10 protein-coding genes are annotated in these 13,998 nt (G+C 71.4%); 7 read left to right on the top strand and 3 right to left on the bottom strand.

The window, feature by feature from the left end:
* Positions 1–114: 114 nt before the first annotated feature.
* Complete coding sequence (locus ACAV_RS02405; protein ID WP_013592988.1) at positions 115–2,475, bottom strand: hypothetical protein; 2,361 nt, start codon at positions 2,473–2,475, stop codon at positions 115–117.
* A gap of 199 nt (positions 2,476–2,674) precedes the next feature.
* Here ACAV_RS02405 and thiL point away from each other — a divergent pair, with 199 nt between their 5' ends.
* The 5 genes from thiL to ACAV_RS02380 all read left to right on the top strand — a co-directional run bounded on the left by thiL (position 2,675) and on the right by ACAV_RS02380 (position 8,564).
* Positions 2,675–3,655: a thiamine-phosphate kinase gene (thiL, locus tag ACAV_RS02400; protein WP_041828522.1), complete on the top strand. Its 981-nt coding sequence runs from the start codon at positions 2,675–2,677 to the stop codon at positions 3,653–3,655.
* A gap of 65 nt (positions 3,656–3,720) precedes the next feature.
* The gene (locus ACAV_RS02395; RefSeq protein ID WP_013592986.1) at positions 3,721–5,484 is read left to right on the top strand and encodes a DUF4139 domain-containing protein; all 1,764 of its coding nucleotides are present in this window, start codon (positions 3,721–3,723) and stop codon (positions 5,482–5,484) included.
* Positions 5,481–6,023, top strand: coding sequence for a phosphatidylglycerophosphatase A family protein (locus ACAV_RS02390; RefSeq protein WP_013592985.1), 543 nt, complete (start codon positions 5,481–5,483; stop codon positions 6,021–6,023). The genes ACAV_RS02395 and ACAV_RS02390 overlap by 4 nt, the downstream gene beginning before the upstream one ends.
* Complete coding sequence (locus tag ACAV_RS02385) at positions 6,017–6,490, top strand: CinA family protein (protein ID WP_013592984.1); 474 nt, start codon at positions 6,017–6,019, stop codon at positions 6,488–6,490. Before ACAV_RS02390 ends, ACAV_RS02385 begins: the two co-directional genes overlap by 7 nt.
* Before the next feature lie 274 nt (positions 6,491–6,764).
* Complete coding sequence (locus ACAV_RS02380) at positions 6,765–8,564, top strand: methyl-accepting chemotaxis protein (RefSeq protein ID WP_013592983.1); 1,800 nt, start codon at positions 6,765–6,767, stop codon at positions 8,562–8,564.
* A gap of 3 nt (positions 8,565–8,567) precedes the next feature.
* On the opposite strand, the gene ACAV_RS02375 is transcribed toward ACAV_RS02380, so the two are convergent.
* On the bottom strand, positions 8,568–10,082 hold the full coding sequence (locus ACAV_RS02375; protein WP_013592982.1) for a SulP family inorganic anion transporter: 1,515 nt from the start codon (positions 10,080–10,082) through the stop codon (positions 8,568–8,570).
* On the bottom strand, positions 10,034–10,870 hold the full coding sequence (locus tag ACAV_RS02370; RefSeq protein ID WP_013592981.1) for a YecA/YgfB family protein: 837 nt from the start codon (positions 10,868–10,870) through the stop codon (positions 10,034–10,036). Before ACAV_RS02370 ends, ACAV_RS02375 begins: the two co-directional genes overlap by 49 nt.
* A gap of 192 nt (positions 10,871–11,062) precedes the next feature.
* Between ACAV_RS02370 and ACAV_RS02365 the strand changes: the two genes are divergently transcribed.
* Both ACAV_RS02365 and ACAV_RS02360 read left to right on the top strand, forming a co-directional pair.
* Positions 11,063–11,920 (top strand): BUD32 family EKC/KEOPS complex subunit, encoded by an 858-nt coding sequence (locus tag ACAV_RS02365; protein WP_013592980.1) that lies wholly within the window; start codon positions 11,063–11,065, stop codon positions 11,918–11,920.
* A 137-nt stretch (positions 11,921–12,057) separates the two neighbouring features.
* Positions 12,058–13,989 (top strand): ABC transporter ATP-binding protein/permease, encoded by a 1,932-nt coding sequence (locus tag ACAV_RS02360; protein WP_081463101.1) that lies wholly within the window; start codon positions 12,058–12,060, stop codon positions 13,987–13,989.
* Positions 13,990–13,998: the final 9 nt, after the last annotated feature.

The raw sequence follows: 13,998 nt of genomic DNA, 5'->3' as shown, positions 1-13,998 counted from the left end.
AACTCCTTGCAGGAAAAAGAGCGCAGCAGTTTAGTGCCGGGTCCGGCCGGCCGGCCGGGCTCCCCACCATGGTGGGGGATGCCCATTCAGCCGGCCCTGGACGGCCGGGGCAGCTCAGCCCGCGGATGCGGCAGGCGTTGCAGCGGCTTTCTCGCGCACGCGGGCGGCCTGCATTTCGGTGGCCAGCAACGTCCCCCGCACCGTGGTGGCCTTGGCACGCGCGTCCTTGAGGCAATACCGGGCGAACTGCAGGGCCGTGTCCTCGTGGGCATGGGCGGTACCGGTTTCGCACAGCAGGAACTGCTGCCGCAGGGACTGCATCACCAGCGATGCCCCCGGCGCGGAAGCCGCATTTCCGCCCAGGCTGGCCTGCAGCGATTTCCATTGCAGATATTGGGCTTCGTCGTCGGCACGGGCCTTGCGGAGTTCGGCGGCCAGATCGGCCTGCGTCATGGGAGGCGAACCCTCCCGTGCGGCGCCGTCCGCTCCGGCCAGCAAGTCTTCCAGTGCCTTCAGCGGCTCGCGCGCAGCCAGCTTGGACTGCAGGTAGCTCACCTGGAGATCGGCCACGGAGCGCATGAAATCCACCTGCGCCTGCCTCGACGCGGGGGTATCGAGCCATTGGGCGAGTGCCGTCGGGGTCAGGCGGTCCGTGCGGGCCGCATAGGCCTGCCGCGCCTGCTGGCGCGCTTCGCGGGGCTTGTGTCCGGTCAACAGGGACTTGCCGTAGGCCATTCCGCCACGCACCAGGGCCCGGGCCTCACGCGCCGTGGAATGCTTGCGCGAAGGGGTCGCGGGCGTGGCCTCGTCCGTGGACCGGCCCTTGTCCCGGTAGTGTTTCCGCAGGTCCGTGGCGGCATCCTGCAGGAAGCCCCCCAGCGCCCGTTCCCGGCCATCGGTGGCGGCATAGAGCGCGCTGCGCAGCAGGAATCCGGCCGGCTCGGCGGGTTCTGCAACGGAGGCGGTTTCGGACGCCTCGGATGCGAAGCTGGACCGCGCGGAGTGGAACTCCGATTCCCCATCGGCCTGCAGTTCCGGCCCTTGCACAGCGGCAGCCGCGCGCTCACCCGCAACAGGTGAGGCCTGCAGGAGGTCGACCATGGAGAGAAAGGCCCTGTCGATGCCCACGGCGTCTCCGCGTTCATAGTCCCGGTAGCGCTTGAGCTTGCCGTGCGTGAGGAAGAACTGGTGCGATCCCACGCCCATCGTGACGGCCCCCAGCAGCCCCGCGCCGATCAGCAGCGCGAGCCCCACGGGCCCCGCGGCGCTGGCGCCCGCGACCGCCGCGATCCCCACGCCCACCTTGGCGGCCGTGCTCGCCGTATAGGTCACCCCGCCCGCGACGAAACCCTTGTTCCAGTTGTTGAAGCCGTTCACGAAGCGCTTGCGCTGATCGAACTTGGTCTTCAGGAAGTCGTGATAGCGCTGTGCATCGGGGCCGAGGCGCTGGGCGTCCACGCCCGCGAGGAACTCGCTGACGCGCGAGAAATCGGCGCGGAACCGTTTCTTCTCGGCGCGCGACTGGTGCAGGAAGACAGCCCCCACCACCGACGCCATCACGCTCGCCGCCGGGCCCAGGACGTAGCCGCCTGCGATGGTGGCCGCCGAGGCCGCGCCCGCGGCTGCCGCACTGTGCGCGACCAGACCGCTGGCGCTGGCGCTGCCGGCGCCGATCGCCAGACCCGCGTGGACCGAGGTCTCGACCGCCGTCTTCGCGAAGATGAGGCTGGCCGATGCGAGCGTCGATGCGGCCACGCGGCCGTCGTGGCGGTTGAGATGCTGCTGGTAGGCCACGTCGTCGATCGCCTGGTCGATCGCCTGCGACTGCGCACGCCCGGCGGGATGCGCCGGGTCTTCGTCCAGCACGGAGTCCAGCACCTCGCGGCGCTGCTGCAGCGCCTCCTTGTGGTCGCGGAGCTCCTTGCGCTGCTCGGAGACTTCGCGCAACTCCCGGTAGCCGGCATGGATCGCCATGGCCGACAGTGGCAGCATCGCCCCGCCCAGACCGAGGGTGGACGCGAGATCGCTCACCCCGCCGGGCGTGCCCTCTTCGGCGAAGGCATGCATCGGACCATGGTGCTCGCCCGCACCGTGGACTTCGCCATGGTGGCCCGCTGACTCGGTGCCGGCGCCATGCTCCGCGGCAGGTTGATCGGGCCCATGGGCAGGAAGATGGCCTTCCACGCCGCCCTGGGAGGCGCTGTCACCGGGGCCTTCGGAGCCGCCCTCGGGCTTGCCTCCTTCCATCGCCAGTTCGCTGGCCTTTTCGGACATGCCGTGCAGCGGGTCGGTGAAATACTTGGCGGCAGCCACGAGGTTCGACCCCGCCTCCTCCGCATCGACGATCGCGAAGGAGGCCAGTTCGGGGTGGCCTTCAGGCGCGGGCACGTGCCCTGGAAGGCTGCGGGCCTGCCGCAGGGAGGCCAGGCCCAGCGGCCAGCCCGCTGAAGTGGTTTTCGCCGGTCTTCCCGGCACGGGAGCCCTGCGGGGGCCGGAACGATCGGTCCGGGGTCCGGACTGCGGGACAGCAAGCGTATTTACTCTCATGCGTTGAATGAAGAGCAGAAGGCACGGAGCATCCTGCGCCCGCCGCAAGAGCGTGCTCCCGGACAGGAACATCCGGACAGGAAACCGAAGCCCGCGCCGCCGGGCGGCTGCGCGTATGCTCGAGCCCATGGGTGAATTCGATCTGATCGCGCGCTATTTCCACCGCCCCGTGCGCCGCGCGGCCCTGGGCGTGGGCGACGACTGCGCGCTGCTTGCGCCGGCCGCAGGCATGCAGCTAGCGGTGTCCAGCGACATGCTGGTGGAGGGTCGGCATTTCTTCGCCGACGTCTATCCGGCGCACCTGGGCCACAAGGCCCTGGCGGTGAACCTGTCGGACCTCGCGGCCTGCGGCGCACGGCCGATGGCCTTCACGCTGGCGCTGGCGCTGCCCCGCGCCGACGAAGCCTGGCTGCAGGGCTTCTCGGAAGGCCTGCTGGCACTGGCCGACGAACATGGCTGCGAACTGGTGGGCGGGGACACCACGCAGGGCCCGCTCAACATCTGCATCACGGTGTTCGGCGAAGTGCCCGCGGGCCAGGCCCTGCTGCGCAGCGGCGCCCGGCCGGGCGACGACCTGTGGGTGAGCGGCCACCTGGGCGATGCACGCCTGGCACTGGATGCCCTGCTGGGCGAAATGCCCGTGCAGTTGCCGCCACAGGTACTGGCACAGGCACGCGAACGGCTGGAGCGCCCCACGCCGCGCGTGGCACTGGGTCAGGCATTGCGCGGCGTGGCCAGCAGCGCCATCGACGTGAGCGACGGACTCGTGGGCGACCTGGGCCACATCCTGAAGGCATCGGGCGTGGGCGCGCGCATCGACACCACGCTGGCCCCGCAGCTCATGGCGGCCTGCGACGGGCATGCCCCCGAACAGGTGCCCTACGGCTGGGAAAACCTGTTGCGCTGCGTGCTGGCCGGGGGTGACGACTACGAGCTGCTGTTCACCGCGCCCCCGGGCCGGCGCGCGCAGGTCGAGGCCGCGGCCCGCCAGGCAGGCACGCGCGCCACCTGCATCGGCGCCATCGAGGCCGGGCCCGGCCTGCGGCTGCTCGATGCGCAGGGCCGGCAAGTGGATGCGCAATACCTGGCCTTCGACCACTTCCGCTGAGCGCGTGCGGCGGAGGCGCTGCTAGCATTGCCCTCCCCAGTCCTACCGAGAGAGAAGGAGCGCGGATGTCCTCTGCATGCCCGGGCGCGGCCTATTCCATGCCTTCCACGCTTTGCGCGCGACCCGTCCCGCCGCCATGGCATGCCGGCGCGCGCCGCGCGGCTGCCGCCTGCCTGTGGCTTGCGGCCGCCGGCATGGCCAGCGCGCAGGAGCGCCCTGCCACGACGGCATCGCGCATCACGCAGGTGACGGTGGCGCCAGGCATCGCCACGATCGAGCGCAGTGCGCGCATCTCCGCGGGCGCGCGCAGTGCCACCTTCGCCTGCCTGCCCGCCAGTCTCGACCCGGACAGCCTGCAGATCAGCGCGGATGCCGGCGTGCGCGTGGGCGAATTCAAGGTCACTACCGAAGACCGCGACGTGGCGGCCGGCTGCGCGAGCCCGCTGGACGACCGCGTGCGGGCGCTCGAAGACCAGATCGCGGGCGTACAGGCCGAGATCGCGGCGCTGCGGCGCGCGGACCGGTACCTCGACCACCTGGCAGGCGGTAGCGGCAGCTCCGACGGTACCCCGCGGGACGGCCAGGGCAGCCCGCCGGCGGCCGCGGCCACCGCGGCGCCGGCCACTCCTGCCGCCCAGATTCCGGCCACGGCCGAGGCGCTGCGCAGGACGTCGGCCGAAACCCTCGTGCGCCTGCAGCCGCTGCAGCGCCGCCAGGAAGCGCTGGAGCGCGAACTGAAGCCGCTGCGCGCCGAACGCGACCGCTCGGCGGGCGGGCCGCGCGCCAGGGTGGTCTCCGTGGCCGTGAACCTCGCCACCGACCGGGATGCCGGCCTGCGCCTGTCCTACCAGGTGCGCGGGCCCGGCTGGCAGCCCGCCTACCGCGCGCGGCTGGACACCGCCACGGGCGCGGTGGTGCTCGAGCGGCTGGCCGTCGTCGCGCAGCGCAGCGGCGAGGACTGGAACGACGTGCGGCTCGCACTCACCACACAGGCCCCCGCGCGGGCCACCGCGGGACCGCGGCCGGGCACCTGGACGGTGGACGTGGCGGCACCGCCGGAGCAGCAGGCCCGGCTCGAACGCATGCCGCGGCCGCTGCCGGCCCCCGCACCCACCGCAGCGGTGGCGTCGGTCGATGCGGCGGAAGACCCCCTGCCCGACTTCAATGTCACGGCCCTGGCCGGCAGCTACGCGACGCGCTTCGAGGTGCCCCAGCGCCTGAGCGTGCCCGCGAGCGGGCAGCGCACCACGCTGCTGCTGGGCACGCACGACGCCGCGGCCCGCCTCGTCACGCGCACCGTGCCCGCGCAACGCGAAACCGCCTACCTGGTGGCGGAGATCGCGCAGCCTGCCGGCGCCTGGCCGGCCGGGACCGTCGGCCTGTACCGCGATGGCGCCTTCGTGGGCCAGGGCCGGCTGGACTTCGCCTCGGCCACGGATGCAGGCGGCCCCGGCGGGCGCACGGTGCCGCTGTGGTTCGGCCCGGACGACCTCGTGGTCGTGCAGGCCGAGACGCCCCGCACGACCACCGGCACAGCCGGCTTCACGGGCGCCACCGTGGAGCGCCGCACCCAGCTCGCTTACCGCATCGAGAACCGCCACACCACGCCGATCACGCTCCAGGTGATCGACACCGCGCCCGTGTCGCGCAACGCGAAGATCGAGGTCGAATCCCGCTACGCGCCGCCACCGCTCACCACGGCCTGGGAGGGCACGGCCGGTACCGTCGCATGGCAGCAGCCCCTGGCGCCCGGCGCCGAGGTGCGCTTCACGGCGGAGCACCTGGTGCGCCACGGCAAGGACGTGGAACTGAACGAGAACCGCCGATGAACGCATTGCCTCCCCTGCCCGCGGCCGGATCGGCCGCAGCCCCCCGCAGGGCCAGCGCCGCCTTCATGCGGTCCCACCCGGCTCACTGGATCGCCCTGGGCTTCGGCGCAGGCCTCTCGCCGCGCGCGCCCGGCACCGTCGGCACGGCCTGGGCGTGGCTGGCCTATCTGGTGCTGCAGCATTGGCTGTCCCCCCTGCAGATCGGCGGGCTCATCCTGGCCGGCACGCTCGTGGGCTGGTGGGCCTGCACCACCACCGCCCGCCACCTGGGCGTGGCCGACCCGGGGTGCGTGGTGTGGGACGAGATCGTGGCGTTCTGGTGCGTGCTCTGGCTGGCAATGCCCATGGGTTTCTGGGGCCAGTGCGCGGCGTTCGCGCTGTTCCGCTACTTCGATGCCGCCAAGCCCGGGCCCGTGGCCTGGGCGGACCAGCTGTTCAAGGGCTTCGGCTGGCGCGGCGGGTGGGGCATTCTCTTCGACGACTTCGTCGCGGCCTTCTGCGCGCTGTTCGCCATCGCGCTCTGGAGGGTGCTGTGGTGAGCGCCGACATCACCTTCCTCGCTCAGGCACTCACGGCCCGCGGCTGGATGATGGCCACGGCCGAAAGCTGCACCGGCGGCATGATCGCCGGGGCCTGCACCGACCTGGCCGGATCGAGCCAGTGGTTCGAGCGCGGCTTCGTCACCTACTCCAACGCCGCCAAGACCGAACTGCTCGGCGTTGCCGCCGCGCTCATCGACACGCACGGCGCCGTGAGCGAACCCGTGGCGCGCGCCATGGCAGAAGGCGCCGTGCGCCACTCCCGCACGCAGGCCGCGGTGTCCGTGACCGGCGTGGCCGGCCCTTCCGGCGGCAGCGCCGCCAAGCCCGTGGGCACCGTCTGGTTCGGCTGGCACGTGGGCGGCACGACGTACAGCGAAATGCGCCGCTTCCCCGGCGAACGGGCCGCCGTGCGCTCGGCCGCCCGCGACCATGCGATCGCGGGGCTCGCCAGGCTGCTGCGCTGACCCCCGTGGCCCGGGGTTCATCCGGCGCCTCTCCGCCCTCCTGCACGCATTCCCCATCGTCCTCTGGCGCACCGCCTGCGGCAGCGCCGGGGACGGGCACGCCTGCCCGCCATGTGCAAAGAATGCATGTCCATCTCGTCAGCAAATGATGAATGCGACTCATGTCTGTAGTCCGACGGCGCGAAATTCGTGAATTCCGAAAACTGATGAGCAAATATTTCAGATTGGTTCCAGACTCAACGCACAAAGACGACTACTTTTCCCGGAGGTACCCATGGCCGCCCGCGCCCGCTCCCTGACTGTCTCCCAGCGCCTGCTCATCGCTTTCGGCCTGGTGATCGCCATCTTCATCGCCGTGGCCACCAGCGCGCTCGTCACCAGCCGCAGCCTCGCGGAAGCGGAATCCTGGAACGAGCACACCTACCAGGTGCTCGACCGCTCCAACACCCTGCTCGGCAGCATGGTCAACATGGAAACCGGCGCCCGCGGCTTCCTGCTGAGCGGCGACGAGAAGTTCCTGGAACCATGGACCACCGGCACCCAGGAATTCACCAAGACGCTCCCCGACATCAAGGCCCTCACGGCCGACAACCCCGTCCAGCAGCGGCGCCTGGATGACATGAAGGCCCGGGAGACCGAATTCACCTCCGTGATGTCCGGGCTGATCCAGGCCCGCCGTGACGTCACGGCAGGCAGCAAGACCATGCGGGACTTCATCGCGCAGTTCGCGCAGGGCAAGGACAAGGCCGCCATGGACGGCTTCCGGGCGCTGCAGAAGGAACTGGACCAGACGGAATCCAGCCTGCTGGCCGAACGCAAGGCGGGGGTCGACCGGATGCGCGGCATCAATACCTTCGTGATCCTGGCCGGATCCGCGCTGGCCGTGGCACTGGCCATCGCACTGGGCATCTGGGTCACCCGCTCCATCACGCGCCAGCTCGGCGGCGAGCCCGACTATGCGACCGGCATCGTGCGGCAGATCGCGCAGGGCAACCTCGCGGTGGACGTGGAGGCCCGCTCCGGTGACCAGTCCAGCCTGCTGGCCGGCATGAAGGACATGCGCGACCAGCTGGCCCGCGTGGTCGGGCAGGTGCGGCAGAGCAGCGACTCCATCGCCACGGGCAGCACGCAGATCGCCACCGGCAACGCCGATCTGAGCCAGCGCACCGAGGAACAGGCCTCCAACCTGCAGCAGACGGCCGCCTCCATGGAGCAGCTGACGGCCACCGTGAAGAACAACGGCGACACCGCCCGGCAGGCCACGCAACTGGCGAACTCCGCCAGCGAGGTCGCCGAACGCGGCGGCACCGTGATGGGACAGGTCGTGAGCACCATGGGCGCCATCACCGACTCCAGCCGCCGGATCTCGGACATCATCGGCGTCATCGACAGCATCGCCTTCCAGACCAACATCCTGGCGCTCAATGCCGCGGTGGAGGCCGCCCGCGCAGGCGAGCAGGGCCGCGGCTTCGCGGTGGTGGCGAGCGAAGTGCGCAGCCTCGCGCAGCGCAGCGCCGATGCCGCCAAGGAGATCAAGGCACTCATCTCCACCAGCGTGGAGAAGGTGGAAGCCGGCAGCCAGCAGGTCGAGGAAGCCGGCCGGACCATGTCCGACATCGTCACCCAGGTCAAGCGCGTGAACGACCTGATCAGCGAAATCAGCGCCGCCACCCAGGAACAGGCCCAGGGCATCGGCCAGGTGAGCGACGCGGTGAGCCAGCTCGACCAGGTGACGCAGCAGAACGCCGCACTGGTCGAGGAAAGCGCCGCCGCCGCGGACAGCCTGCGGGCCCAGGCCGGCCGGCTCGTGGATGCGGTGAGCCAGTTCCGCCTGCACCACGACCAGGGCCTGCCAGCCCCGGCACCAACCCCGGTGGCCGCACCGCGCGCCGCCGCAACGCCGGCGGCAGCCAGCACACTGCCTGCCGCCAAACCGGCACCGGCCCGGGTGCCTGCCGCGCCGCGCGCTCCGGCCGTGGCGGCCCGCCGGCCCGTGCCTGCGTCCACGAAGCCCCCCGCGCCTTCGCTGGCCCTGGCGGGCAGCGCGAGCGAGGACGACTGGACGAGCTTCTGACGGTCAGGGCCCGCCCACGCGCTCCACGAGGCCGGCGCTGGCCTCGTTCATTCCCACCACCTCCACGGGGCAGCCGTGGTGCCGCAGCCGCATCACCACCTTGTCCAGCGCGGCCACGGCGGTCACGTCCCAGAAATGGGCGCGCGAGACGTCGATGCGCACCGGGCGGCCTTCGGCGGCCAGGATGTCGAAGGCATCGATGAACGCATCGGCCGAGGCGAAGAACACCTGGCCCGTCACATGCCAGGTGCGCAGGCCGGTGGCCCCGTCGTCCTCGGCGCGGACGTCGAGCAGGCGCGCCACCTTGAAGGCGAAGAACACGCCGCTCAGCGCCACGCCCACGGCCACCCCGGCCGCGAGGTTGTGGGTGGCGAGCGTCACCGCCACCGTGGCCAGCATCACGGCGCTGGAGGTGCGCGGATGGCGCACCAGGGTGCGCAGCGAGGCCCAGTCGAAGGTGGAGGCCGACACCATCACCATGATCGCCACCAGCGCGATCACCGGCACGCGCGAAACCCAGTCCTTGAGCGCCACCATCAGGATGAGCAGGAACACGCCCGCGAACAGCGTCGAGAGGCGGCCGCGGCCGCCGTACTTCACGTTGCCCACCGCCTGCCCGATCATTCCGCAGCCCGCGATGCCGCCGGTCAGGCTGGCCGCGATGTTCGCCAGCCCCAGCCCGGCGCATTCGCGGTTCTTGTCGCTGGGCGTGTCGGTCATCTCGTCCACCACCGCGGCCGTGAGCACGGATTCGAGCAGGCCCACGAAGGCGATGGCGAGCGCCGGCAGCGCGATGATGCGCAGCGTCTCCAGCGTGAACGGCACGCCGGGCAGCGCGAAGGCGGGCAAGGCGTCCGGAAGCCTGCCCAGATCGGCCACGGTGGGCAGCGGCAGGCCCACCGCGGAGGCCAGCGCCGTAAGCGCCACGACGCAGACCAGCGGCGACGGAATGGCGGTGAAGACGCGCCAGCCCAGCCACGCGCCCAGGCGCGGCAGGCCGTAGATGATGGCCAGGCCCAGCGCCAGCATGGCCCAGGTGGCCGGACCGGCGCCCCGCAGGTGCGGCAGCTGGGCCGAGAAGATCAGCACGGCCAGCGCGTTCACGAAACCCGTGCGCACCGAACTGGAAACGAAGCGCACCAGCATCCCCATGCGCAGCAGTCCGAAGGCCACCTGCACCGCACCGGCCAGCAGCCCCGCGGCGAACAGGTAGCCCACGCCATGGGACTGCACCAGCGGCGCGGCCACCAGCGCCACCGACCCGGCCGCCGCCGACACCATGGCCGGGCGCCCGCCCACGAATGCGATCACGATGCTGATGACGAACGAGGCGAACAGCCCCACGGACGGATCCACGCCCGCCACGAACGAAAACGCGATCACCTCGGGAATGAGAGCGAACGTGGCCACAGCGCCCGCCAGCAACTCACGCGGAATGCTGGGCGCCCACTCCGCGCGCAGGCGGGTCCTCAGCTTCCGCAGCACTTCTTGTATTTCTTGCCGCTGCCGCAACTGCACGGATCGTTGCGACCCGGCGTGTCCGCACGGCGCACCGATTCGACGCGCGGGCCCATGCTCTTCCAGAGCTGGCGCAGGTCATAGACCGCCCAGATCGCCTCTCCGAACACCTCCAGCCGGTCCTCGCTCACGCTGGGCGGGCCGTCCTCGGCATACATGTTGTGCTCGGGGCGTCCGGTGTCGTCCTCGGTCAGCGCGACGATGTGCTCGAGCGCGCCGTCCAGCCACTGCGCGGCCTCCTTGTCGCGCGGCGCGGCCCACTCCTCCGGCCAGTTCTCCACGGCGAACATGAAGCCCAGCGCCCAGACCTGCCCGAACGAAGGCACGTCCTGCCCGGCCATCTCCGCGCGCTCCTCCTCGGGCAGGCAGGCGATCGCGCCGCGCATGTCCATCACCTCGGGCTGGAAGGCACGGTCGTCCTCCAGCGACTCCACCGTATCCTCGAGCTGGCCTGCCACCTCGTTCCAGCGGCGCATCCACAACTCGACGAAGCGCGCCTGCTGCGCATCGTCCTGGAAGGCCGGAAGCCGCGGCAGCGCCTCCCCTTCGGCCACCATGTCCATCGGACCGCCGTCGTCCAGCAGCATGGGCAGGTACTCGGCCGGCGCAATGGCGCGGCGCGTGCAGACCAGCGCGGTGAGGAAGCCGTCGCAGAATTCCCACTGCGGGATTTCCTCGGCGCGCGAACGCAGGTCGTCGAGCAGCGCGTCCAGCTCATCGAGGTCGTCGTTGCTGAGCGCGGGAACGGCGCCGGAGGCATCGGCGGCGGGGGCGTGGGGATCGGTCATCGGGGGCTCCTGGCCGGCGCGCACGCGCGGGCAGGCCGTATTTTGAAGAAGATGGCGAAAAAGGCGGACAGCGGCGGGCCGGCCCATCGCTCTATGATGCCGCCGCGGCGGACAGGATTGCCCACCTTGCGCATTCCAAGGCGGCGAGTGTAGCCGCGCCCCTGACGCCCTCCGTTTCCCACTCTCCAGTCCATGCCCGCCTTTCCGCCAGATCCGGCGCCCCCGCCCTCTCCCGCCTGGCCGGCACACCACGCCGCGCCCACCGACTGGGACGCCTTCCTGCGCGAGCGGCTGCCCACCCAGGTGCATGCGGTGGAGAGCCACATCGCGGCCGACGGAACGCGGGTCTGGCTCAAGCGCGCGGCACCCGTGCGCGGGCCCGGCAGGCACCGCGCCATGGCCCTGCTCGCCGGCATGCTGGGCCTGCCCGTGCTGCGGCCCGTTCCCACGCCGGGCGGGGCCGAGGGCATCGCCACCGAGGTGCGGCGCCTGCGCGCCTTCTCGGCCCTCGGGCTGCGCGTGCCCGCGGTGCTGGCGTTCAGTGGCGAGGGCCTGCTCACGCTGGACCTGGGCCGCCCGGAGGTGGACACGCACTCCCTGGGCAACGAGATCGAACACCACCTCGCAGACGGGCCGGGAGCCGTGCTCGCGCTCTGGCGCCAGGGCCTCTCGGCGATCGCGCAGGTGCATGCGCGCGGCACCTGCCTGAGCCAGGCCTTCGCGCGCAATCTCGTGCGCTGCCCGGACGGCGTGGTGGGCTACCTGGACTTCGAGGATGACCCGGCCGCCACCCTGCCGCTGCCCGTCTGCCAGGTGCGCGACCTGCTGTGCTACGCCCACTCCACCGCGCTCTACCTGCGCGCATCGGACACGCTGGCCCCGGCGCGCGCCGAAGCCGCCGCATGGACGGCCGCCCATGGCCCGGAATTCCGGCAAACCATGGATCAGGCGCTGCGCCGCCTCGCCTGGCTGCGCCGGCTCCCCCAGGACCGCCGCTGGGGCCGCGACGTGCAGCGCATCCGCGCCGCCTACGACCTGCTCGCTCCATAGGCACCGCGATCGCGCGGTGGTGCGGCAGGTCGGGGGTGTTTCCGTAATGCCGCGTGGGCGGCGTCCGACAGGCCCCGGCGGAAGCCCCCGCATATCGTGCGGACAAGCGCTCCCGCCCCGTTCCGCCATCGCCCCGCATGCCGTCATCCGCCACAGCCGCCGCGCCGCTGCCCACCGCAGCCGAACCCGATCCGAAGGCCGCTGCCGGCGCACGGGCTCCGACCCTTTCCCTGGCCGCCTGGCGGCAATTCATGGCCGTCGCCAAGCCCTACTGGCTGGGCGACCGCAAGGTCGCGGCCTGGTCGCTGCTGGGCCTGCTGATCCTGCTCATGCTGCTGGAAACGCACCTGGCCGTGCGCCTCATCGACCGCACGGGGGAGATGACCTCCGCGCTGGCCGCACAGGACCGGGACCGCTTCTGGGACGCCGTACGCACCTGCCTCATCGTGCTGGCCTTCGCCGTGCCGGTCTATGCCTTCTACTACTACATGCGCGATGCATTCGCGAACCACTGGCGCCTCTGGCTGACCCACCGCTTCCTGGACGGCTACCTCGGGCGCCGCCGCTACTACGAGCTGAATGCGGAGGGCACGGTGGACAACCCGGACCAGCGCATCAGCGAGGACATCAACAGCTTCACCGGCCGCTCCACGCATTTCTTGCTGATCTTCATCGGCGCCATGATGCAGCTGGTGGCATTCAGCGCGGTGCTGTGGTCCATCTCGCAGGCGCTGGTCGCGTTCCTGGCGGTCTATGCGCTCGTGGGCACGGTGGTGGCGCTCTACGTGTTCGGAGCCCCGCTCATCCGGCTGAACTTCTGGCAGTTGCGGCGCGAGGCGGATTTCCGCTTCGGGCTCATGCGCCTGCGCGAGAACGCCGAATCCATCGCGTTCTACCGCGGCGAGGCCCAGGAGCGCGCCCAGCTGGATCGCAGCTTCCAGGCCGTATTCAACAACTATTCCCGCCTCATCAAGCGCCAGCGCTCGCTGAACCTGTTCCAGCGCGCCTTCAGCCAGCTCACCCTGGTCATCCCCAGCATCATCCTGGCCGATGCGGTGCTCTCGGGCGACATGGAAGTGGGTCGCGCCATCCAGGCCGGCGGCGCTTTCGCGGCAGTCCTGGCCTCGGTGTCGCTGATCGTGGACAACTTCGAAAGCCTGAGCCGCTTTGTCGCGGGCATCGGCCGCCTCGACACCCTGCGCCAGGCCCTGCTGGAAGCCCCCTCGGAACGCAGGCCCCCCGAACCCATGGAGCCGGAAGCCGCCGCCGCGGCACGCCGGCAACTCCGCGAACAACGTCGCGAGCAGCGCCGTGCACGCCGGCGGGGCGGCGCCCCGTCCCCCACCCCGGCAGCGGCCGCTCCGGTGGCCGCACTGTCCCCGGAGGCATGCGGCCAGATCGAGGCCCGGGAGGGCGAGCGCTTCGCCGTCGAAGGGCTGGACCTCTACACGCCCCGCTTCTCGCGCCTGCTGGTGCGCGATCTCTCACTGGACCTGAAGCCGGGCGACGCGCTGCTGATTACCGGCGCCAGCGGCTGCGGCAAAAGCTCGCTGCTGCGCGCCCTGGCCGGCCTGTGGCGCGACGGCCGGGGCGTGGTGCACCACCCGCCCATGGACAGCGTGTTCTTCCTGCCGCAGCGGCCCTACATGCAGCCGGGCACGCTGCGCAGCCAGATGATCTACCCCGCCCGCGACACCGATCTTGCGGACACGCAGCTGCTGGAAGTGCTCGACGCCGTGCACCTGCCCGACCTCGCCGGCCGCGTCGGAGGTCTGGACGCCGTGCGCGACTGGGAAAAGGAGCTGTCCATCGGCGAGCAACAGCGGCTGGCGTTCGCGCGGGTGCTGGTGCGACAGCCCCGCACCGTCATCCTCGACGAGGCCACCAGCGCGCTGGACAGCGCCAATGAGGCGGCCCTCTACGAGCGCGTGCGGGCCAGCGGTGCATCGGTCATCAGCATCGCGCACCGGCCGGCCGTGCTGGCCCACCATACCCATGTGCTGGCGCTCACGGGCGACGGCGGCTGGTCCCTGCACCCCGCGGAGGGCTTCCAGTTCGACGAGGGCTGAAACACGCCG

Source organism: Paracidovorax avenae ATCC 19860 (genome assembly GCF_000176855.2).
In the GTDB taxonomy this organism is placed as follows: domain Bacteria; phylum Pseudomonadota; class Gammaproteobacteria; order Burkholderiales; family Burkholderiaceae_C; genus Paracidovorax; species Paracidovorax avenae.
The sequence above is the reverse complement of the archived record's forward strand: the minus strand, read 5'-3'. Positions and strand labels throughout refer to the sequence as shown.

Coding starts and splice junctions, on each gene's coding strand:
- ACAV_RS02395 (WP_013592986.1), top strand. CDS start 3,721: ATGTCCTCTGCATGCCCGGGCGCGGCCTATTCCATGCCTTCCACGCTT.
- ACAV_RS02370 (WP_013592981.1), bottom strand. CDS start 10,870: ATGACCGATCCCCACGCCCCCGCCGCCGATGCCTCCGGCGCCGTTCCC.
- ACAV_RS02360 (WP_081463101.1), top strand. CDS start 12,058: ATGCCGTCATCCGCCACAGCCGCCGCGCCGCTGCCCACCGCAGCCGAA.
- ACAV_RS02390 (WP_013592985.1), top strand. CDS start 5,481: ATGAACGCATTGCCTCCCCTGCCCGCGGCCGGATCGGCCGCAGCCCCC.
- ACAV_RS02365 (WP_013592980.1), top strand. CDS start 11,063: ATGCCCGCCTTTCCGCCAGATCCGGCGCCCCCGCCCTCTCCCGCCTGG.
- ACAV_RS02380 (WP_013592983.1), top strand. CDS start 6,765: ATGGCCGCCCGCGCCCGCTCCCTGACTGTCTCCCAGCGCCTGCTCATC.
- thiL (WP_041828522.1), top strand. CDS start 2,675: ATGGGTGAATTCGATCTGATCGCGCGCTATTTCCACCGCCCCGTGCGC.